At 38.2% G+C, this 22,584-nt stretch carries 17 protein-coding genes; 4 read left to right on the forward strand and 13 right to left on the reverse strand.

Annotation, left to right across the window (positions count from 1 at the left end):
* From ACFOOI_RS21420 to ACFOOI_RS21435, 4 genes are all read left to right on the forward strand, one after another.
* On the forward strand, positions 1–1,179 hold the full coding sequence (locus tag ACFOOI_RS21420; RefSeq protein ID WP_379840144.1) for an efflux RND transporter periplasmic adaptor subunit: 1,179 nt from the start codon (positions 1–3) through the stop codon (positions 1,177–1,179).
* Between the two features lie 2 nt (positions 1,180–1,181).
* Complete coding sequence (locus ACFOOI_RS21425; protein ID WP_379840145.1) at positions 1,182–1,652, forward strand: hypothetical protein; 471 nt, start codon at positions 1,182–1,184, stop codon at positions 1,650–1,652.
* Positions 1,653–1,794: 142 nt separating this feature from the next.
* Positions 1,795–2,403 carry an START domain-containing protein gene (locus ACFOOI_RS21430; RefSeq protein WP_379840235.1) on the forward strand — a complete coding sequence of 203 codons (609 nt, stop codon included), beginning with the start codon at positions 1,795–1,797 and terminating at the stop codon, positions 2,401–2,403.
* A gap of 50 nt (positions 2,404–2,453) precedes the next feature.
* A complete protein-coding gene (locus tag ACFOOI_RS21435; RefSeq protein WP_379840146.1) occupies positions 2,454–3,269 on the forward strand; it encodes a sterol desaturase family protein in 816 nt (271 codons plus the stop codon).
* 456 nt (positions 3,270–3,725) lie between these two features.
* Here ACFOOI_RS21435 and ACFOOI_RS21440 read toward each other — a convergent pair whose 3' ends face one another.
* The 13 genes from ACFOOI_RS21440 to ACFOOI_RS21500 form a co-directional block, all read right to left on the reverse strand.
* Positions 3,726–4,868, reverse strand: a complete 1,143-nt coding sequence (locus tag ACFOOI_RS21440; protein ID WP_379840147.1) for an alpha-hydroxy acid oxidase — start codon at positions 4,866–4,868, stop codon at positions 3,726–3,728.
* A complete protein-coding gene (locus tag ACFOOI_RS21445; protein WP_379840236.1) occupies positions 4,855–5,067 on the reverse strand; it encodes a hypothetical protein in 213 nt (70 codons plus the stop codon). Before ACFOOI_RS21445 ends, ACFOOI_RS21440 begins: the two co-directional genes overlap by 14 nt.
* Before the next feature lie 6 nt (positions 5,068–5,073).
* Positions 5,074–6,180, reverse strand: coding sequence for an FGGY family carbohydrate kinase (locus tag ACFOOI_RS21450; RefSeq protein ID WP_379840148.1), 1,107 nt, complete (start codon positions 6,178–6,180; stop codon positions 5,074–5,076).
* A gap of 13 nt (positions 6,181–6,193) precedes the next feature.
* Entirely contained in the window at positions 6,194–7,474 is a 1,281-nt protein-coding gene (locus ACFOOI_RS21455) for a sugar isomerase (RefSeq protein WP_379840149.1), read from the reverse strand.
* Between the two features lie 79 nt (positions 7,475–7,553).
* Positions 7,554–9,650: a bifunctional aldolase/short-chain dehydrogenase gene (locus ACFOOI_RS21460; RefSeq protein ID WP_379840150.1), complete on the reverse strand. Its 2,097-nt coding sequence runs from the start codon at positions 9,648–9,650 to the stop codon at positions 7,554–7,556.
* Between the two features lie 29 nt (positions 9,651–9,679).
* Complete coding sequence (rhaT, locus tag ACFOOI_RS21465; protein WP_379840151.1) at positions 9,680–10,720, reverse strand: L-rhamnose/proton symporter RhaT; 1,041 nt, start codon at positions 10,718–10,720, stop codon at positions 9,680–9,682.
* 376 nt (positions 10,721–11,096) lie between these two features.
* Positions 11,097–12,554, reverse strand: a complete 1,458-nt coding sequence (locus tag ACFOOI_RS21470; RefSeq protein ID WP_379840153.1) for a sulfatase — start codon at positions 12,552–12,554, stop codon at positions 11,097–11,099.
* 62 nt (positions 12,555–12,616) lie between these two features.
* Entirely contained in the window at positions 12,617–14,206 is a 1,590-nt protein-coding gene (locus ACFOOI_RS21475; protein ID WP_379840155.1) for a sulfatase, read from the reverse strand.
* Between the two features lie 2 nt (positions 14,207–14,208).
* Positions 14,209–15,333 (reverse strand): glycoside hydrolase family 88/105 protein, encoded by a 1,125-nt coding sequence (locus ACFOOI_RS21480; RefSeq protein ID WP_379840156.1) that lies wholly within the window; start codon positions 15,331–15,333, stop codon positions 14,209–14,211.
* A 205-nt stretch (positions 15,334–15,538) separates the two neighbouring features.
* Positions 15,539–17,443, reverse strand: coding sequence for a hypothetical protein (locus ACFOOI_RS21485; protein WP_379840157.1), 1,905 nt, complete (start codon positions 17,441–17,443; stop codon positions 15,539–15,541).
* 101 nt (positions 17,444–17,544) lie between these two features.
* Positions 17,545–19,230, reverse strand: coding sequence for a hypothetical protein (locus ACFOOI_RS21490; RefSeq protein ID WP_379840158.1), 1,686 nt, complete (start codon positions 19,228–19,230; stop codon positions 17,545–17,547).
* Complete coding sequence (locus ACFOOI_RS21495; protein WP_379840159.1) at positions 19,223–20,569, reverse strand: BNR repeat-containing protein; 1,347 nt, start codon at positions 20,567–20,569, stop codon at positions 19,223–19,225. The genes ACFOOI_RS21490 and ACFOOI_RS21495 overlap by 8 nt, the downstream gene beginning before the upstream one ends.
* A gap of 4 nt (positions 20,570–20,573) precedes the next feature.
* Positions 20,574–22,584: glycoside hydrolase family 3 N-terminal domain-containing protein (locus ACFOOI_RS21500; protein WP_379840160.1), on the reverse strand; the 2,011-nt coding region annotated here is incomplete at its 5' end.

The following is a 22,584-nucleotide window of genomic DNA, read 5'->3' on the forward strand; positions in this document are numbered from 1 at the left end:
TTGAAAAATTATAACAAAAAAAATATGAAAAAATATGCTGCAATTGTCCTAATGGGTATTCTCATTCAAGCAATGACCTCTTGTTCCACAAAATCAGATATTAAAGGTACAAAGGAGGAAGCTGTTGTACAAGAATTAAAAAATAAAACAATTGAACTTACGAAGTTGCAATTTGAGTCTTCAAAAATGTCTCTTGGGAAGAAAGAATTAAAGGATTTCCATGAGGTTGTTAAAGCGACAGGGATGTTTGATGTTCCACCCGAAAACCGAGTTTCTGTTAGTTCTTACTATAGTGGTACTGTGAAGGAAATAAAGCTATTACCTGGCGAAAGGGTGAAAAAAGGGCAATTATTATTTACTTTAGAAAATCCAGAGTTCGTTCAACTTCAACAAGATTTCTTAGAGGCGAAAGGACAGTTAATTTACTTACAGTCTGATTTTGAAAGGCAAAAAAATCTATCACAAGATAACGTTTCCTCTCAAAAGACATTTCTAAAATCAGAGTCCGATTATATGGTTACCAAAGTAAGAATGCAGTCTCTTAGTAAAAAATTAGCTCTAATGAATATAAATGCCAATTTACTAACACTAGATAATATTCGCTCAACAATAATTGTAAACTCACCTATTAGTGGATATGTAACCCAAGTTGATATTTCAAAGGGAGCCTTTCTAAATACCTCACAAACAGCTATTAATATAGTAAATACCGACGAGCTACACCTTGAGTTAAAAATTTTCGAAAAAGATCTTTTAAAAGTGAAATTAGGCCAGGCTATTAAATTTAGAATACAAGAAGACAAAAGTAATAGCTATGATGCAAGCGTTCACCTAGTAAATAAAACAATAGACACTAAGGATAGAACGGTTGGGATTCATGGTCACTTAGAAGGCACAAACATGTCAAATAAGTTTAATCCCGGCATGTATGTCGAAGCTGAAATTTATGCTACTAGTTCTCAAAAACTGGCTTTGCCTGAAGATGCCTTAGTAGAAATTGACGGAAAATACTTTGCACTAGTACTTAGCAATTCATCCAATAAAGGCTATACATTCGTCAAAAAAGAGATTAAAGTTGGGGCAACGAATGATGGCTTTGTTGAAGTGCTTAACGCTATGGACTTTGACGAAAACACACAATTTCTTACTAAAGGAGCATTTAACCTAATAACAGAATAACCATGAACAACGCTCATTTTCATTTGATTGTTAATCATTTGCCCATAGTGGGCATTTTGATTGGTCTTTTGGTATTAATATCTGGCTTATTGCTCAATAAGTCAGATATTAAGTTAACCGCTTTCGGGATTTTTATTTTCAGTGCATTCGCATCTGCTCTTGCTTTCTTTTCTGGCGAAGGTGCAGATGAAGCAATAGAAAACATCTCTGGCATTAGTGAAACACTTATTCATAGACATGAAGAACTAGCAGAGAAATTTTTCATAGTAACAATAATATTAGGCTTAATTTCACTCATAGCCCTAATCGCTGAAGTTAAAAGCATTAAAATTGCAAAGTTTTTGGTTACGCTTATTTTAATCATTGCAATTACAAATGTCGTTTTAGCCAAATACGCAGGTACTAGTGGTGGAGAAATTAGGCACTCGGAGATTCGAAAATCAACTAACTGTATTAGTATAAACAATAAATAGTTTCGTAAAACTTTCAATATTAATAACGCAAAAAATAATATTGATTATTTATTAAAATATATAAATACATGTTTTTTTAACTTTTTAATATACTTAGAGGAATGATGTCATTTTTTAAAATATTTTTTTTACATATCTTTTTATAGGAACTTTACAAGCTTTCCCACAGAATACAAACTGGAAGTTTGTGAAAGAAAGTAACGGCGTAAAAGTGTATTATAAAACCGTGGAAGGGTCGGACATAAAAGAAGTGAAAATTACCACAAGTTTTAATGCTTCCATGAATGCGATAATCTCGGTTTTGACTGATGTAGAAAATTATCCAAAATGGGTATATGGAGCGGTAAAATCTAAAGAAGTGAGTAGGCAGTCAGCTCAAGATTTAAACTATTACAACAAAATTGATTTTCCGTGGCCGCTTTCTGACAGAGATATCGTGATACACACACACATAACGCAAGACCCCAAAACCAAAGTTGTTCATTCGGTTTCTAATGCCAATTCGAGTTTGGTGCCACTAGAAAAAGGATATGTAAGAATGACCAAATTTAACTCAAAGTGGACGTTTACGCCCAATGGGAACAATATAAAAGGCGAATATGAGTTTAGCTCAAATCCGGGTGGGAACATACCCTCGTGGATGGTAAATATGGCCCTTGACGAAGGCCCCGTGAAAACCATTCAAAACCTCAAAAAACTTATTTATAGTTCGGAAAGTTCAAATAAAAGTGAGTTGGTTTCATTGGAGTAAGTTTCAGTTAGTCAGATACTTGACCTATTATTTTTTTAATATTTTTAGAAATGAATACAATCTTTAATTTTTTCAATCAAAATCACCAAAATATTCAATCGGGAATATTCGTGGCTGTGTTTTTAGTGTGTTGGTTTTTGGAATATTACGTCTCAGATAGTAGCTTTTTTCCGAAGAAAAAACATGTACTCAATAATTTCCTTTTTTCGCTTTCAGGAGCCGTGATTCAGGTTTTGGTAAGTGTAGTTTTTTTGAAGATAATATTGTTTGAAAACGCTAACAATATCGGTTTGATACCTTATTTAAACTTCAAATCAGGCTATTTGAATATTCTTTTTGCTTTTATTTTCCTTGATTTTACCTATTGGTTATATCATTTTTTAATGCACAAAATTCCGGTGCTTTGGCGTTTTCATTCGGTGCATCATTCAGACAGCCACCTTAATGTCAGCACGTCACTTCGCGAGCATCCATTTGAAACCATGATTAGACTTGGACATTATGTTTTGGCAGTGTCGTTTTTAGGGCCAGCCCTTTGGATCATCAGTTTGCATCAGTTTATTCAGATTATCAGCAAAATTATCATTCATGCCGACTTGAGATTGCCCGAAAAAACAGACAGGATTCTCTCATTTTTGGTATTGACACCCAACATGCATCAGGTACATCACCACTATGTTAGGCCATACACAGACAGCAATTACGGCGATCTTTTCAGTATTTGGGACAGGATGTTTAAGACCTTTTATACCCTCAAAAAAGAGGAACTAAAGTTTGGTTTAGATCAATATCCTGAAAGTGTACAACAACCCGAAGCATGGTATAAAATGCTAGTAAGACCCTTTATTAATTCAAATTTTAAATAACCCTATGCCTCAACAATTTATCGTCAGATTTAATAACGAATCGCACGGGGGCAATCTACGCTTTAAAGCAACAATTTTACAAGAGTACTTATGAAAAAAGGGCATTATTCAAATGTTTACCAAACCTGCAACACCAGAACAAAATGCTCATTTTGAGTCATATCATTCAATTATGGAAATCGGAGAGTCGATGCGGTACTGTTTGTCAGCGATTTGAATTTGAGAATATAAAAGATTATAAACAAACAATGTTGAGATGGAAGAAATTTTATAATTTCGAAAGAATTCATGGCGGATTAGGCTACAAAAGCCCAAGCAAGTTCCTTCAATCAATTGGTGTTAAAATTGACCCAAAATGTGAAATATAAATTACGTGCGTGACCAAAGTAATTGCGTTTAAGACAATTAATTTATTTTTCCTACCCCTTTTGTTACTTTAAACAATGTAAAAGTTCCTCAAACCTTAAACTTATAAAAGTCTTCGGTTTTCTGACAGCATACTTGTTCCATTACTTGGTTTAGCTGTGTTTTGAGCATACTGATGGTGTGATTGCCGCCTTGTTTGCCCAATGCGGCCACGCCGTACATAAATGCCCTTCCCATCAAAGCAAATTCGGCCCCACTGGCAAGCGTACGTGCTATGTCTGGCCCTGACTGTATGCCACTATCCATCATAATTTTTATTTGACCTTTGTATTTTTCCACAATTGGCTCTAACGATTTTATCGAAGACTGTCCTGCGTCAAGCTGTCTGCCGCCGTGGTTTGAAACGATTATTCCGTCTAAGCCAAGTTTTATGGCCAATCTTGTGTCTTCTTCACTGGCTACCCCTTTTAAGACAATTTTTCCTTTCCATTTATCTCTTATCGCCGATATTTTATCCTCATTTACTCTTCCCGAAAAAGTCTGGTTCATATATGCTCCCAATGCCTTCATGTTTAGGTTTTTGGGCATATACTTTTTCATAGTTGCAAACTCAGGCTGTCCATGAAAAAGCGTATTTAACGCCCATTGGGGTTTGCCAAAAATCTGAATAAAGTTTTTGATTGACATTTTGGGTGGCATAGCCAGGCCATTGCGAATATCTCTTGGCCTAAATCCAAAACTCGGCACATCACATAAAATACACAGCACCTCGCAACCGGCATTTTCGGCTCTTAATAGTATATCGTCTCTTAGACTATTTTCTGCTGGGTGGTATAGTTGAAACCAAAATTTACCATCCGTTACTTGCCCAATTTTTTCAATGCTTGAGGTGGTAACTGTACTTAAAATAAACGGTATATTATGTTCTTTGGCTGCTTTTGCTAATATTTCTGGGGCATTGGGCCACATCAAACCTTGTAGGCCTACGGGCGATATTCCAAAAGGTGCATCATAAACATGACCGAAAAGTTCGGTTTTCATGCTTGAGCCAGCGTGTTTGTTTAGATAAGTAGGCTTAAGCTCAATTTGGTGCAAATCTGAAGTGTTTTTAATTAAATTTACGTCTTCGTTGCATCCTCCGTCTAGGTATTCAAATGCAAATCGAGGGATTCGCTTCTCGGCCTTTTTTCTTAAATCAGCAAATGATGGATATTCTGGATTATAGGTATACATTTTCGATTTTTTTTAATGAAACTAATTGTTCAGGTAAAGGTTTTTTATTCCAAAATGGATGAATGACCACTGCAGCACCTAGTGAACTTGCTTGCGAAATATCAGAAGCATAAACAGCATTCTCGGGAAAGGCCTTCGCTAGTAAATGCATGAAAATCGGATTCTTGCTAAAGCCTCCGTCTACATATATCGTTTTAATTAACTTTTAGCCTATAACCAATTTTGAGGAGGCCACTTGTTGGTGTATGATGTCTTTAACTAGCTGGTGATAAGCTATCTCATAGGTTTCGAAAGTGGATAAGTCTCGGTTTTTAAACTCGACTTGACTTATACTTTTAAGGTTTTTTAAAATAGCTTCATCGCATTTAACGGACTTATATGTATCTTTTTGGACATTAAAAAAGTCGGCTAATCTAGCAGTTTGAATTTCATGTTCATTTCCTGCAAATAGCCTTGAGGCCTTCACCGGTTTTTCTTTATAGTTGAGGTAATACAGGCAATCGTTTTGTATAGCTTCAGCCCTTGGAATAAATTTGGCAAATGGATTAAATGTGATGTTCCAAGTACCCGTAGAAATCAAAATAAATGGCTCTTTAAAACTTGCTAAATATGGCACCAAAGCAGCGGAACTGTCATGCAGACCAACTCCAACCCAAATTTCTTCTTTTAGCTTTATTGGGTATTCTGAAAAATGAAATGGAGGGAGTTTTTTGTTTATTTTTTCGTCTGTAATCCACCTGTGATATTTCATTTTGGTAAAATCCCAAAGGCTGGTATGGCACCCAATACTGGTTGAGTCGGTATAAAACTGACCCGTAATAAGTGAACTCAGGTATTGCGGTAGGTGTAAGAAATATTTTGTTTTGTTAAAAATATCCGGTTTCTCCTGCTGCATCCTAAAAATCTGCAAGCCAGAGTTTAAACTTCCCATTTCAGGTGATGAAGTAATATTTTCGAAGGTTTCTTTGCAATCAAACTTATCATAAAACTGCTTTTTAAGGTTCTCAGGGTAGGGTTTTAGGTAATTATATAGTGGAGTTAGCGGGGTATTTGAATCATCTATAGCCACTATACTCGCCCCATACGCACTAAAATTTACTGCTTTTAGGTTATATTCTCTTGTACTAAGAATGCTATTGTACGTTTCTAAAACCCAATCTGTAAGTAAGTTTAGGTTTTCAGAGGGGAATCCATCCTCATCTTTAATTTCTAAAAATGAGGTGGATTGTTCCCAAACTATTTCATAATTCTCATTAAAAAGAAGTACTTTTTTGTTTGTTTTTCCTACATCGAAAATTGCAATCACATTCATAAAAACCAATTAATTATAGTCCAGTTGCAAACGTTTTTGATCCTCTCACATTAACCAAGTTCTCTCTTACTTTGAGATTTCTAAATAATTGAATTGGGCTTAATGCACATTCAGTTCTTAGCCTAGCTTCGGCCACAAGAGCTCTAACGTCAGTACGGTAAGCACGCTGTAAAATCTCCTGAGCTTGTGCTACATCGTTGTTTTCTCTGGCGTTTTCAAGTGCTATGGTATCTACCAAAAGCGACTGGGCATAGGCAATCTGAATGGCTTCTACTGATTGAAGCAAATCCTCCAACGGATCTTTGATATTATGCGAAGCGTCTATCATCCATCCGAAATTAGAACCTTTTTCAAAAGGGGGATTGTTCGCTTGTATACCTTGTGTTAATTCATTGAAAATCAAGAATAACTGGTAAGGTTTTATACTTCCTACAGTGAGGTCGTCATCGCCATATTTGGAGTCGTTAAAGTGGAACCCACCAAGTTTGCCTTCCATCATAAGTAGGCTTACAATTTGCTCTATGTTGGCATTTGGCAAGTGATGACCCAAGTCTACCAAGGTGTATGCTTTTTTACCTAATTTATTTGCGAAAAGAAGGGATTGGCCCCAGTCGCCAATGGTCATAGAATAGAAATTAGGCTCAAATGCTTTATATTCCACCAGTAATTTCCAGTCATCAGGCAAAGCCGCATAAATCTCTTGTAAACTTTCTAAGGTATTTTCAAATGCCTTTTTGAAGTTTAATTGCCCCGGAAAGCATGAACCGTCAGACAGCCAAACCGTAAGCGATTTTGAACCCAAGTTTATGCCATGTTTGATAACGTCGATGTTATGGTCAACGGCTTGTTTGCGTATGGCCTTGTTAACGTTTTGAAGCGACCCAAATTTATAGCTATACTTTTGATCCGCTTGGTCTTGAAATGTATTAGAATTTACGGCGTCAAAAGCCAAGCCGTGCTGAGCAGCAAGGGTTTTTATCTCAGCTGGGTTGGTGGGTGTGTCCCACGGAATATGCAAAGAAATGGCGTTTGAGGTCTTATCTAAAGCTCTTAGCAAGCCCACATCTTCTATTTTTTCTTCTAGATTTCGAGGTTCTCCACCTCCTGGGAATCGGCCAAAACGCGTGCTGCCTGTGCCTAAGGCCCAAGAGGGTATCGCAATGCTGAATTGCATTATTTTTTGTATAATCGCCTCTGCGTTTTCGACTTCTGAAAACGTAAAGTTTAATTTATTTTGATGACTTGCAAAAAACTGTTCGTTATGATTAGAAATTTGCTCTTTTGATATTTGCATTTGTTTATACGCTTTAAGGTTTTATTGATAGATTTTTCTATAATATTTAAGAAAAATGAGTTTTTAATTCCATTTTAAATTATCTATAAAAACCCATTGCAACTCCACCGTCTACGTTTATGGCGTTTCCGGTCGACTTATTGAGCAAGCCGCCCACTAAGGCAAAGCATGCATTTGCGATATCGTCTGGAAGGATGATTTCATTTAACAAAGTCCTTTTGGCGTAATATGCAGGAAGTTCCTCAACCGTAATTCCGTATGCTTTTGCACGGCCTTCGGCCCATCCGCCTGCCCAAATATTTGAGTCTGAAATAACGGCATCGGGATTCACGGTGTTTACTCTGATTTTGTCTACCCCTAACTCCGCGGCCATTAGTCTCGTCATGTGTGCTTGTGCTGCTTTTGCAGAACCATATCCCGGGTTATTTGGTCCCGCCACTACGGCATTTTTCGACGCAATATTTACGATATCACCGCCAATATTTTGCTTTTTCATGACACGCACCGCAGCCTGACTTACGATAAATTGTCCTTTAACCAAAATGTCATATAGTCTATCCCACTCTTCAATCGTGTGTTCGGTAATAGATTTTGAAATACTGATTCCAGCATTATTTACTACTAAATCTACGCCTCCAAAAGCAAGTGCAGTTGCATCGAAAGCGGCTTGTGCTGAAGCAGTATCCGTTACATTTAACAATGTTGATGAAACGGCATCTTTGCCAAACAAGGCTATAAATTCAGCAGTGGCTGCGTCTAGCCTCTCTTGGTTTATATCATTTAAAATTACACAAGCTCCTTCTTCGGCAAATTTCTTAGCAATCGCCTTTCCGATTCCGCCCGCACTTCCTGTTACCACCGCTATTCTACCCGAAAGGGCCTTTGGCTTAGGCATACGCTGAAGTTTGGCTTCTTCTAGCAACCAATATTCTATATCAAATGCTTCTTGGTGAGGTAGCGAGGTATATTCTGAAACCGCCTCAGCACCTTTCATTACGTTGATGGCGTTGGTGTAATATTCCGACGCCAAACGTGCCATGGTTTTATCTTTGGCAAAAGTAAACATACCCACACCCGGATAAAGGATAACCACCGGATTGGGGTCACGCATAGCAGGTGAGTTTGGATGTTTACATGCGTCGTAATACGCTTTATATCCAGCTCTATAGGCTTCAAATACACTTTCTAAATAGGCTGCGTCTTCCACTTTGGTTGGATCTAATACCAAAGGAGCAATCTTTGTTCTTAAAAAATGATCGGGACAAGAGGTGCCCAAAGGTGCCAACTTAGCCAAGTCGTTTGAGTTGATAAACTCTAACACTCTGGCATCGTCTGTGAAGTGGCCCACCATTTTTCGTTCTGAAGAGCAATATCCTCTAAGCGTAGGAGCTAAACTCGCCGCTTTGGTTTTTCTATCTGCTTCTGCTAAACTTGGTGCTTTTTCTCCTCCAAAAACTGGACGTTTTTTGCCGTAGTTTTCTTCCAAAAATTCTGCACACTTTTCTGTAACTTCTAAGGTGTTGATATAACTGCTGTAGGCGGTGTCTCCCCACGTAAACAAACCGTGAGAACCCAACATGATTCCTTTCAGTGCGATTCCTTTTGCGGCTGCTTCTTGCAGGCAAGCCCTAAGCTTTAGTCCTAAATCAAAACCTGGTCTTTGCCACTCTACCCAACCGATTTCGCCATTAAATAGCTCGTCTGTGATTTTTTTGCCGTCTTTGGCGGCTGCTATCGCAATGGCAGCATCAGGGTGCAAGTGGTCTATATGTTTAAATGGCAAAAATCCATGCAAAGGTGTATCTATCGAAGGTGCTTTTGAAGCTAAATCGAAAATACAGTGGTTAAAAAGTTCCACCATTTCGTCTTCTTGGGCTATGCCTTTGTATACTTTTTCGAGATTAAGTAAACGCTCCATATACAATGCCGCACAACCCGATTTTTTCAAAGTACCGATATCGCCACCAGAGCCTTTGATCCACATAACTTCGGTTTCTTGGCCAGTTAGTGGGTCTTTGTCGGTGATTTTTACAGACGTGTTTCCACCTCCATAATTAGTTAATCGGAGGTCTGCTCCTAATAAATTAGATCTATAAATAAACAATGCGACTTCGTCACCGGCCATTGAAGCGGCTTTGGCGTCATCCCATAGATAGCTTACGTGTTTGAAATTCATATTCTTAAAAGTTTTATTTTAATAATTTATTAAATTGAGTTTCCAATACCCACAAGGATAATAGAGAGTAATATTGCGGCTATTCCAAGTATAAAAGTTCTGAAGGTTTTGCGGTTTACGCCCTGCCATTCTTTTAGGTAAAGGCCCCAAAAATTACCTGTTAAAATTATGGTGGCCATGTGTAAAATCCATGAGCTTGCTCCGTTGCCTAATTTGCTTTCGCCCATGCCATAAAAGAAAAATTGCAAAAACCACAAAGTACCTCCAATAGCAGAAAATAAGACGTTTGAAGCAATAGGAGTGTTGGGGTTTGTGTAATCTACGAATGATTTGTTTTTGAAATTGAGGTATATGCACCAAATGAAATTTGTGGTTAACCCTCCCCAAAGGAGTACTATATAGGTTACGTTATTTTGAAACAAAGGGTTATAGCCCAACCTAACCGCCTCATCTGCTAGGGGTTTGCCGGCTTCAATGCCGTAGTTAAAAAATGCACTTAGAATACCCGATAATATCGCAATTATTAGGCCTTTTACTAAATTAAATTCGTCTTGGAATTCTTTTTTAGCATTATTTTCTTTCATTACACCTGCTTTGCCTGATATGGCAATGCCAATCAGGCAGACCAATACGCCTCCCAATACCAACTGTCCGCCATTAGAGCTGATCATTTGGCTAAAATTTACTTTGCCTTCCGATGGATAAAAATTATAATAAATAGCCGGTACTATTGCCCCAAAAGCAGAACTGAAACCTAAAACGATGGAGTTTCCGAGCGACATGCCGAGGTATCTGATTCCCAAGCCGTAGGTGAGGCCGCCAATGCCCCAAATGAGCCCCATGCTAAACGTAATATATAAGGTTTTTGAGTCTTCAGAAGTAATAATACTAAGAAACTCAGGAATGGTGATATAGGCAGCTATAAACGGAACTATTAGCCAAGAAAACAATCCGCCTACAAGCCAATAGCTTTCCCAAGACCAGTCTTTTACTTTTTTTAAAGACATATAAAAACTCCCAGAAGAAATTCCTCCAATGGTATGAAAAAAAAGGCCTAAAATAGTATGCATATTATTCGGTACGCTTTGATTTGAATAAATACTAAATTGTATCTATTTGATTTTTAGTAGGACAAAGTTCTGATATTAACGAGTCATAAACTTTAAACAAATTGATAGTTTAATAGTACATTTTGATAATATGTAGATTGGTTATATATCAAATTTGGGCTAGTATTTGAAATAAAGCATAACAGATTGATATGAGATTTAGGCAATATTTGGCCTCATTTCACACTAAAAAAATGCAAATGGGCTTTTAATAAAAAATCTAAGTTCTCTCTCCCAAATAGTAGTAACTCAAATCTGAAAAACTAGGTGCTTTTTAACCTTAATTAATCCGAAAAATGTTGAACTTGAATTTTTAAATAGTTAGAAAAGATATAGTTTATTTCGAGTTTGATTTTTCAATAAAGTATGCGTTAAATGTATATTTAGAAAAAGGTGAATTATCGGCCCATTTTTCAGGGATAGAGGTTTTTAGCTTTTTTATTTTCTTAAAATATACTTTTTTAGACGCCAGATTTTTCCATTCATTGGGATCTTTATTTAAATCATAAAGTTCATTTGAACCATCCTCATACTGAATGTATCTAAACGATTTATCTCGTATTGATACATTGCCGACACCATAAAAAGACAGGGCCGCATATGGCCAGTTTTTTGTGGTTTTGTTAATTAATCCTACCAAAGAGTGGCCTTCGTTCATTTTGTTTGCGGGAAGTTTGCAAATATCTAATAGGGTAGGGTAGATGTCGAGAAGTTGAACAGGTTCGTCCACATTTTGTGCTTGCGAAGGGTTTCTTTTATCGTTAATAATAAGTACCGTGCGGGTGTCTCTTTCCCATAGAGCTTGTTTTGCAAATCTGTTTTTTTCGCCAAGGTGGTAGCCATGGTCTGCCCAAAGTACAATTACCGTATTGTTGGCATATTTTGAATTTTCTAATTGGTCTAAAACCTTCCCCAATTGAGCATCAACAAACGCTACACAGGCCGAATAAGCCTGTATGACTTCCGGCCATTGTCCGTTTTTTATGAGCATTTCGGTTGTTGGCATCATTGGTGCATCTGCCACTCGTATGCCCATCGCAGGTACGTCGTCAAGGTCTGACTTTAGGTATGGTGGAGTTTTGATTTTTTCTATTGGAAACATATCAAACCATTTTTGTGGTGCATATAAGGGCACATGAGGTCTTACAAACCCTAAAGCCATAAAAAAGGGCTTATCATGCTCTTTTTTTAATTTTTCAATGACCCACTCTGCACTGATATAGTCCGTCATCAGGCTGTCAGCATCCGGATAAGGCCCCCAGTCTGTTTGGGTCATTTCCACCCCTTTTTTAGGAATTGGGGCGTATTTAAACCTCGTTTCTGGTTTGGGTCCCATCAAATCTTTTATGTGGCTTGTGCCAAACTCATCAAAAACTAATGCTTTGTCTCCTTGGTGAAAAACTTTACCTGCTCCGAAGGTTCGGTAGCCATTTTGTTCAAAATAATCAGGCAAAAAAGTAGCAGATTTAATTTTTTCATTCGACTTTTTGATGTCTTTGTCGCTGACTTGCAGATAGTTTCCGCTACTTGTTGGATACAAACCTGACAAAAGACTTGCTCGCGAAGGCCCACAAATGGGAGCTTGACAGTGTGCATTGGTGAAAAGAGTACCAGACTTAAGGAGCCTGTCAATATTGGGAGTAGGAATACGTATAGAACCCTCCATACATGCAATGTAATCGTTTAAGTCGTCTATTGAAATAAACAGCACGTTAGGTTTTTCTTGAGCTATTGATTGTTTTTGGATTAAACAAAAAAACAGGTAAATTATAAAACTTAAAATTGATTTATTCATCTTTCCAAAGCTGCTTGAGAGTTTAAAAAATTAAGAATGGTTTATTATTTGGTTCTGTTTTTTTAATCTTTTGTAAATTTACTGTCCCACCAATTGTCATTTGGTTTAAATGATTTATTGAGGAAATCTAATCGTTCTTTTTCAAGTCGCGGCAAAAGTACCTCTTCGATGTTTTGGTGCCTTTTTTTTGCTTTTTCTGCATTGTATTCTGGATCTTGGGTAGGATAATGAGCGTTTACACTTATTAACCAATCCGATAGTTTTTTTGCCAAAAACTTCACTTTCTTTTTATTTTGGTTGGCGATATTTTTTTGTTCGTAAGGGTCAGTGCCTAAGTTATATAGCTCATCGTGACCGTCTTCCCAATAGTGTATCAGTTTGAATTTTTTTTCTATGATTATGGAGTTGGGTTGCCCACCTTGATTGCCGTAGTGTGGATAATGCCAATACAAGGGTCTTTGAGGAGGTTTTTTTCCTTCAATAAGCGGCTTTAAACTTTGGCCATCTATATGCTGAGCTGGGAGCAATGGCAGCTGGGCAAAATCCAAGAGCGTAGGAAAAAAATCTGCTCCAGTAACCGGATATTCGCTGGATTTTAGCTGGCTGCTTAACTTAGGAAATTTTATAAAATAAGGCTCTCGTATACCACCTTCCCATTGGTAGCCTTTACCCCCTCGATAAGGCAGATTAGCCGTAGAATAGGAATCTCCAGAGGCTACGCCTCCATTGTCTGAGGTAAAAACGAGTATGGTGTTTTCTTGAAGGTTCAGTTTTTCGAGTGTTTGTAGTACTAGCCCTACGGCATCATCCATGGCCTCTACTAAGCCTGCATAAATAGGATTGTCTTGCACTTGCCTTATAGGTAGGTCGTGCTCCATAATATATCCCGTTTTTGCTATTCCATTTTGCTCTACTTTTTGCCGATATTTCGCCCATTTCTCTTCAGTGGTTTGGATAGGCCCATGTACCGCATAAAAAGATAGAAATGCGAAAAAAGGTTGGTCTTTTTGTGTTTTAGTATGTGTGGTAATAAAAGCTGCGGTTTCTTTTGCCAGACGCATGGATAGCTCTTCTCCATTTTCGATGTTTGGTAAGCTTGGGTTTTGCCAAGGAGAAAAATAGCCACCATTGGGTGAGCCAGCTTCCCAGCCTCCTTTATTGATATCAAATCCGTGGTCTTCAGGATAAGAACCAAGCTCACCCAAATGCCATTTGCCTGCAAAAAAAGTTTTATAACCACCAGCCTTTAATGCTTCGGCCAGCACGATATCCTCCTTCGGTAATTGATGCTGGTAATAGGCTGGCAGGAGTTTGGAGCTGCGATTTAAGGATCTCCAATCCGTCCCAGATTTTGCTCCAATCCAATCTGTGATACCGTGCCTAGCCGTAAACTTGCCAGTCATTATACTCGCTCGTGAAGGACTACAAACACCGCTACAAGCGTATCCATTGGTAAATACAGTACCTTGGCTCGCGATCTTATCCACATTCGGAGTTTCATAGAACTTACTTCCCATGCAGCTTAAATCATTGATCCCTAGGTCATCTACCAAAATAAAAACGATATTAGGCTTGGTGGTTTGGGCATATGATTTATTAAATACTGATAGTACGATCAGGGATATTAAGAGCAAGTAGCGATGTGGTTTCATGGTTATTTCATTTTAATGATTTCACTTCCTGCCAACAGAAATGCCCCCGTTCCGAAATTAAACCACGAGTCTTTGTCGGCGGGTTTAGGGTCAAAACCAATCGTCTGTACCCAGCCTACCATGCCATTGGATTGTTGGCAATTAGCCAATGATTTCCATGCTTTTTCCACTACGGGTTTATTGGTTTCTTTTGGTAATAATCCTTGGTTTACACCCCAAGCCAAAGCAAACGTGTAAAAACCACTACCGCTTGCTTCGCCGTGTTCAAAACCTTCTGGGTTTAGTAGACTAGTACGCCAAAGGCCATCTTGCGGTTGAAGTTCTTTTATACGTGCCGCCATTGTTTTGTAAAGGTTTTCATAAAATGGGCGGTGTTTGTAGTTTTTAGGCATATCGTCTAGTATTAAGGCCAATCCTGCCAATACCCAACCATTTCCCCTCGACCAAAATACTTTTTTGCCATTTGGCTCTAACTTATCACTGCTTTCACCTTTTATAAAAAAACGATTGTCTCTATAAAACAGTTTTTCCTCCTTATCGAAAAGATAGGCATACGTTTGTTGGTAATAGGTATCCATTTCGTCGAGGTAGGTGTTGTCATTTTTTAAAGTGGCATAGTTTACCAAAACCGGAGGAGCCATAAAAAGGGCGTCGCACCACCACCAAAGCATTTTTTGTTCGCTATTTCCTTTTCCTTCTTTCCAGTCGTGTGGTTTGTTAAGGTGATCATTTATCCATGCGTCCGTTGGCCCTAGGTCCACTTCTTTGTTTCCCAGTTTTTTTAGGTAAATGTAAGCAGCAGAGATCGCAATGTCATCGGCATGAAAGTATCTGTCGTGCGTTTTCCAGTTTAACCTTCTACCCATATCTACCATGGCTTTTTCAAACAATGGATTTTTGGTTGCCATGTGTGCCCGCATTACGCCTGTGTAATAGGCTCCATTTGTCCAGTCGGTTGGGCCTTTTCCAAACTTTTCGTGTTGCTCCTGCCACTGCATGGCTTTTACCATTGAGGTTTCTATTTGGATTTTTTCTGGGGTTTTAGTCGGAGCTTTGGTAGTACAAGACTGCAATGTTATTAGACTTCCTAAAACCAATAGACCAAGTTTTTGGGTAATTTTATTCATAATTAAAATTGTTTTATTTGATATTATTCTAGTTTAAAATTGAGTAAGTTTTTATTTTGGATTACTTCTATTTTTCAAAATCGTTTTAGTTACCAGGGATTATTTTAACTGTAACTAATTCTTTGTCATTGGGACTGATTTTATGTAAGAAATAAACAAGGAAGCTAAGAGTATTTTTAGTGTTTTCATTTTACTTAGATTTGAGTTAGCTTACCAAAATAGTACAAATAATTTCATGAGCACTTTCGTCGAAATGTGCAATTACAGGTACCGCCTCAATGCCAGGCACAAGGTTAAATACCCTACTTTTAGTAGTTTTTATAATCTCTAATGGTACATTTGATTTAATCAAAAGAGTGCCATTTTTCTTTTTAATCTGTATGCTTTTTGCGTCTAATTGTGTTACTTTTTCTTCGGATTGGCAGGCGATTGGTAAAACCAACTGAGCCTTTTGTTGTTCTTTGCCTTTTTTAGTTTTTTTTGCTGTAATACTAAATTTCCCCTTCTCGAATTCATATTTCAATTCATAATTTGAGTCATTATTTGTCAACTGTTTTCCCTCTTCATTTTTTAATTTTACTTGAGCAGAAACCGTAATTTTATCTTTATTAGTTTGATGTGAAACCTTAGCTTCGAGGTCGTAAAGGTTAGTAAACCAGTTGTTTTCTTCGAATAGTTCTATTCTTGGAGTTAGAGCAAAGTCAATATCGTCGGGGTTTTCTTGCTGGTTATAGATTTCCACTTCTCTGTATTTGGCCATGCTTGCCGTAAAAATTGTGCCGATTTTTTGATGGTATAAAAAACCAATACTCCCGCCGGTAGCCTGTTGTGAGTTTTCGGTGTAAACAAAATCATACGATGAAATACTCGCTCGCCAGTTTTGGTGACTCACCAGCCAAACATCTACCTCAGGCATGTGTTTTATTCCATAATTGGTCTCTATTGGTAATTTGGCTGTGGCATTTATCAATTCTAAATTTTTGTTTTCATTGAGTAAGGAAGCCAAAGTTTTAGCATGACAAAACGTGTGATGAATACAAGGCTTTACGCCATGCGAGATATAATGTGGACCTCCGTGAATTAGACCATCTTTTGTGCAACTTTTTAGCAACATGGTGTTTTGGTAAACTGCCCTGCCAAATGCTGAATTCCGGTCTGCCAAAAGTGTGTAGCCTATTTGACTGCCATCGGTGGTTCTGCTACCCCAATAGGACCATTTATATTGGCGACTTCCCCAGCTGTTGTCCCAAGCACCGTCTGGAAACATAAATTCTAAATGTCCTTCCAGTGATGCCTTTAGCAAGGTTATAAGTTCTTCATCTTTAACTTCTACAGCGTATTGCACCACCGCATTGATGGTTTCTTCTACATTGTAGCCCAAGTCTACGCCGTATAAGCCTTTCGCACTTTTTTTAGTACTTGGTTTTCCTTCTCCTATTATTAATTTGTTAGGCTCCGAAAGCCAGTTTTTTATGTCTTTTGCTAACTCGTGGCTACGTTGCGTATATGATGGGTTATTTAGCACTTGGCCAAACAGGTGAAGTGCATAAATAGAAGTAAATCCGTAGTTGATATTGGTAAAAGTTAAATCGAAGGTTTTGAAAATATATTCACTAACGGCTGTTAATCTTTCTGTCCATTTTTCTTTGGTTTTTTGAGGTAAAATATCCCCGTGATATTTGAGTGTTTCGGCCAAGGCTATTCCACCAAAAACAGAGATGCCTTTCCAGCTGTTTGGGTTTGGCATTACCGTCCAACTTCCATCTGCCGAGGTCACGTTTTTAGACCATTCAAATACCGAGATTCCGGCCTTTAGATATTTGTCGTCTCCGGTGGTTTCTGCTAAATACAAAAAAGGCAAAACTGCATCCATACAGCGTCCGTGTATTTCGCCACATGAAGGACACATAAGGGCTCCGTGGGTGGTTTCATCGCTTGGGTTATCAATTTGATTGGCTAACATGCCATCTCCCCAAGTTTTTAACAGTTCACTTATAAATACCTTGTATTCAGTGGCTTGTTTATTATTTAGTTGCCAGTTGATAGGCCTTAAAAATGCCAAAGTACCTAGACCTAAACTTCCATTTTGTATAAACTCACGTCTCTTCATTTCATATTGTTTTTGTCATTCTCATGTCCTGCTTCTTTGTATTTCCAAAAGCATTTTTTTTGAAAATAGTATTCTGATTTTTTGAGAAAAAGTTTTTCATTTTACTCTGATGCTTTGTTTTCAAAAAAAGCTTTGGCTTCCGGCAGACTAGTTTTGTCGGCATTATAAAACACAATGTAGTCCACACTAAATCTTTGAGAGCGTCCGGCCAAGGTTAGGGTATAAGTTTCTCCTTTTTTTAGTTTATAAACCAAATCAAAAAACTCGTGTCTGCCTCTTTCGGCTCGTTGAGCCCAGTGCCACTCGTTTTCAGGAGTATTTGTGCTGCCTTCTTGAAAATATTTCAGGTAATTTTCTAAAGTTTGCTTGTCGAGGTTGGTTGCACTTTCAAAATCTCCTTTTAGTTTCACATAGGCGTCATTGCACCAGTCACCACGGTCTCCTTCTAAGCGTTTGCTACTCATCATCAAGAGTCTATAGTTTCCATCAATAGGTACTTTTACTGTATATTGTAGTGGAGAGTTTGGTTCGCCTATACTTGGGGTATTTCCCATAAACTCTAAGTAGGTTTTGCCTGAGGCATTTGCTACGTAGTTTTTATTTTTGCTAGTTATTTTTAGCCATTTGCCTAATGGAGATTTTGTGCTTTCTGCTTCTATTTTTATGAAATCTTTGCTAGTGAGTGTTTCACTTTTAGTTCCTGTTATTTCTTTTACTTTATTAAAAAAAGCCTTTTTTGTCTCCGAATTTATTCCCCAATCTACGGGTATAGTTTGAAACCCATTTTTCAGGTCAGTGTCTCCTTTTTTTCGATAATCAAAAAATCCCCAAGAGATGTGATTCTTTAAAGCGATATTAAAATGTGAATTCTCTGCTTCAAAATCATGATTGTCGTCTTCATTTATTACAATAGGTAGTTTTCGGTCACCTACTGCTTTTTTTACTTTGGCTATGTGGTTTTCATAATCTTCGGTTTTTCGAAGTGCATTACAGTGAAAAAGTATAAAATCAGCCACTTTTATCACGTTTTCGGTGGGTACAGTTTGTGCCGCAAAACTCACACTGACGTTATATCTAAAACCATTTCGTTCGATATTTTTTGCCAATACAATGAGTTCATGTACCCTTTGCATGAGCAATATTTCGTGGTCATAATGCTTTAAATCGGCTTGGGTTTCATTATTTATTTCTAAAAGTACGTTTCTATATTTTTTGTCATGAAGCCAGTTAACTAGTTCCGTTACGGCTCTTTTTATAGCCGTTTCATCATAGAGTCTTTGATCTTGCCCAAAATAAAACATCCCCAATATCACTACCATGCCTAGGTCATCTGCCTTTTTCAAAATTCTGTCTAGGCGGTTCATGTACCCGTAGTTTAGCGAGCCGTCTGCATTAAAACCCGGGTTGTAAAAATCAAAATTACCATACCCAAAAGGGCTTCCCCCTTGCATGTTTACTGTGATGGCATTTAGGCCAAATGACTTCCATTTGGGCATGGCTTCTATAAACTCCAAATTGTTTCGTTCGGGGTCCCATTTTTTAGTGTCAGCATACGCAAAAGTGTCTCTTGTGGCCACATTGAGGTCATCAAAAATGCCTTGGACCATTCGCGAGTTCATCAATAGGCCTTCTATTTTGTTTCCTCTCCACTGCCTGCCTTCATAGGTAAGTTTTCCGTTTATATAAAACTGCTCACCCACAATAGTCACCGTAGTTTTTTGTGAAAATACGTTCACCAATGGCGAGAAGATTAGCGAAAATAATAAGATGTATTTTAGATTATTCATAGCTTTTTGATACTTTATAAAGGTACATCAATACGGGTTTTACGGGTGTTTCTACTTTTTCATAAAAACGTCTTTTGCCTAATGTTTCCCATCGGAAAGCATAGAAATAGCCCTTTACTTGGTTTGCCATTTGCCATTTTGGGGTCATGCCGGCTGTGCCTGATAGGGCTCGGTTTAGTTCTGTTGGATAAATATTTTCCTCTTCTGATTTTGTCTCAAAATCGCTAATTGTTTTTAAAGTTTTAAGGTCTATCATTACTTGTCCATTATTTCTTTTTACATGCCAATAATTGACTTTGATGACTTCTTGTTCTGTTATTTGAGCAGAAGTTATTTTCAATTCGCCCGTTATTGAACCTGGGCCTTTAAAATCCCAGCGGTGGTTCCAGTCAGACACTTGGGCTATTTGCCACGTTTGTTTGTCTGATTTTGCTATGTACATTTGGCTAAAACCATTTTTGTCATATTTGTGATAGGCAAAAAACGGATTGTGATTTTTATCAAAAAACATCTCAAAACCGCCGTTTATTATGCCGCCGCCCGCTGGCACAGGGTCAACAATAAATTGCTTGTTTAGCGGACTTATGGGCAATTTCCCTTTTTGGCCGTCCATAGTTTCCCAGTTTACTAAATCTTTACTTTTGGCATACGAAAGGTCGTGGTTGGTTTCGCTGTGTGGCGTATCTCTCCATACCCAAGCCATATGAAAATACCCGTCTTTCCCGAGTTTTGGGGCCGTGCTGTAGGCACTCATTTGATTCATGCCATCAAACAAAAAATCTGTACTTAGGCGGCTAAAGGATTTGTTTTTTTCGTCATAAGCTATATTTATGGTGTTTCCGTTTCCGCTTCCTCCTTTGCGATACATAAATATCAACTTTCCCTTGGCATCTTTTATAAAACTGGGGTAGGTGCTGCTAAGCTCATCTTTGGCATTGACAAGTGGAAATATTTTCTCAAATGTGGTTACATCAAATGGTTTTTGAGTTTTAAAATAAATGAGGGAGTCGTTATGCATATTGCCACTTACGTGGAGGCAATTGTCTCGATCTAAGGCCAAAACTATGCTATTGTGGCTATCCCAACCAACTTTGGTAGGTAATGTCTTTATTTTCCAGTTGGTTTCAGATTCTTTTTTGCCTGCTACAGTGAGGCTTCGGTCTTTGTTGTAGTAGGCTATAAACTGCCAATCTTTTTTGGCTGTAAAAGCAAAGTTTACCGGAAAATCAGAAACGACAGAATCAACCGGAATTGCCTCTAAAATTCTGCTTTGTGAATGTGCTTTTAGTTGAATTATTACAAAACAGAGCATAGTTATGACTTTTATGGTAAGTTTCATTGCCTTATTTTTTAGGTAAAATGAGTTTAAAATTCGCTTTTAGTCCGGTTTCTGAAGAAGTACCCAACATGACCTCGTAATCTCCTGCTTCCAATTCTTTTTTCATACGGATGGTTGTAAATTCTAACATGGCGGGGCTGATGGTAAAGGTGATGTTTTTGCTTTCACCTGCTTTGATAAATACCTTTTGAAAACCCTTTAGTTCTTTGTTTGGGCGAGTCACAGATCCAATAATATCTTTCAGATACATTTGCACAACTTCTTTGCCGTCGTATTTGCCCGTGTTTTTTACATTTACACTAACAGTTATGGAGCCTCTGTCAGTTAGCGAGTTTTGAGAAAGTTTAATATCTGAATATTCGAAATTGGTATAGCTCAAGCCAAACCCAAATGGATACAGCGGGCCATTTTCAGTAAATAAATATCCTTTTTTGTAGTTAATTTCTTTTTGGCTGTAATGAAATGGCAGTTGCCCAATGCTTCGTGGAATCGTTACAGGAGATTTGCCTGAAGGGTTCGCCATTCCAAATATTATTTTAGCTACAGATTCATTTCCAAATTCGGACATGTCCCAACAGTCAAGGATAGCGTCTGCCGAATTTGAAATTTCGTTTATGGATAATGTTCTGCGGTGTTTTAGCACTACTATAACCGGCTTATTCAAGGCTTTTATTTTGGTCAAAAGCTCATCTTGCCTGTTTATAGGGTCAATGCTCAGTCTATCGCCATAGGCATTTGCAAAAAAACCTTCCTTTGCTTCAAATTCGTCTCCTCCCAAAAAGAGGATACAAAGGTCTGATTCTGCTGCTTTTTTAAGCATTCTTTGCATTCCCTCTTCCGTGTCTGGGTTTAGTTTGGGAATAGCCTTGTTTCCGTCGGTTAGTTCATATCCTTTTTCTTCCACGAACTGATATCCATTGCCCGCTACTTTTTCAAAATCTGCCTTTGCACCTTCTGAAAGTACAGGCCCTAAAAGAGCTATTTTTTTGTATGTAATGTCAGTTTTATTTAGAGGCAATAGTTGACCCTCTGTAGTTTTTAAGTTTTTCAATAAAATAATACTTTCAAGGTCGCCGTTTTTTGCCAATGCTAGTGCTTTGTCAGTTCTATTCGCATTTTTTATTTCGGTAAATGGACTGTCGAATAAGCCTAGCGTAAACTTTGTTCTTAAAACTCTAGCCGCCGCCATGTTGATATTTTTAATGAGCTCGGGATTAGTTTTTACCATTTCTGGAAGCAGTGCATACGCCACATCGCTATACAAATCCACGTCCATTCCTGCCTCCAAAGCCATTCTAGCGGCGTCTTCGGGCGTTTCGGCTACGTGCATAAAAAAGTTAAGCCTTGCTATGTCATTTGCGTCAGAAACTGTGTACCCCGTAAACCCCCATTGGGTTCTAAGTATATCGGTGAGCAAAGCTGGATTGGCATGACTTGCGATGCCGTTCAGGTCGCCATGAGAAGCCATTATTCCCAAAGTTTTCGCTCTTTGAACTGCAGCTTGAAAAGGCGGCAAAATTTCGTCAGCAAGGGTACGTGGCGATATCTCGATAGCAGCAAAGTTTTTGCCACCCAAAATCTGAGCATAACCAGCAAAATGCTTAGTTACAGCACCTATATGTGTTTTTTTTAGGCCTGTATAATCGCCCTGCACACCGGTTACGGCACTCACCACCATTTCGGTTGTAAGGTAGGTGTCTTCACCAAAAGTTTCGCTCATTCTTCCAAATCGGGGGTCACGAGCCAAGTCAGCCTCAGGCGAGTGGCACATATTAAAACCTCTTGAGCGTGCCTCTTGACCCACAATGTCCCATATTTGATGCACCAAATCTGTATTAAAAGAAGCCGCTTGGGCCATTGGCCTACCAAACTTGGTGGAGCCGTGGGCATCGATGCCGTTGTATGCTTCGCCAATAAAAAGTGCAGGAATACTGAGTCTGTTCTGTGAAATTATATATTCCTGCAGCTGATTGTTTAGTTTGGCCGAAAGTTCAGGTTCTATCAGTTCTCCCGGG

It is taken from the genome of Lacihabitans lacunae, assembly GCF_042649125.1.
GTDB classification, from domain to species: domain Bacteria; phylum Bacteroidota; class Bacteroidia; order Cytophagales; family Spirosomataceae; genus Leadbetterella; species Leadbetterella lacunae.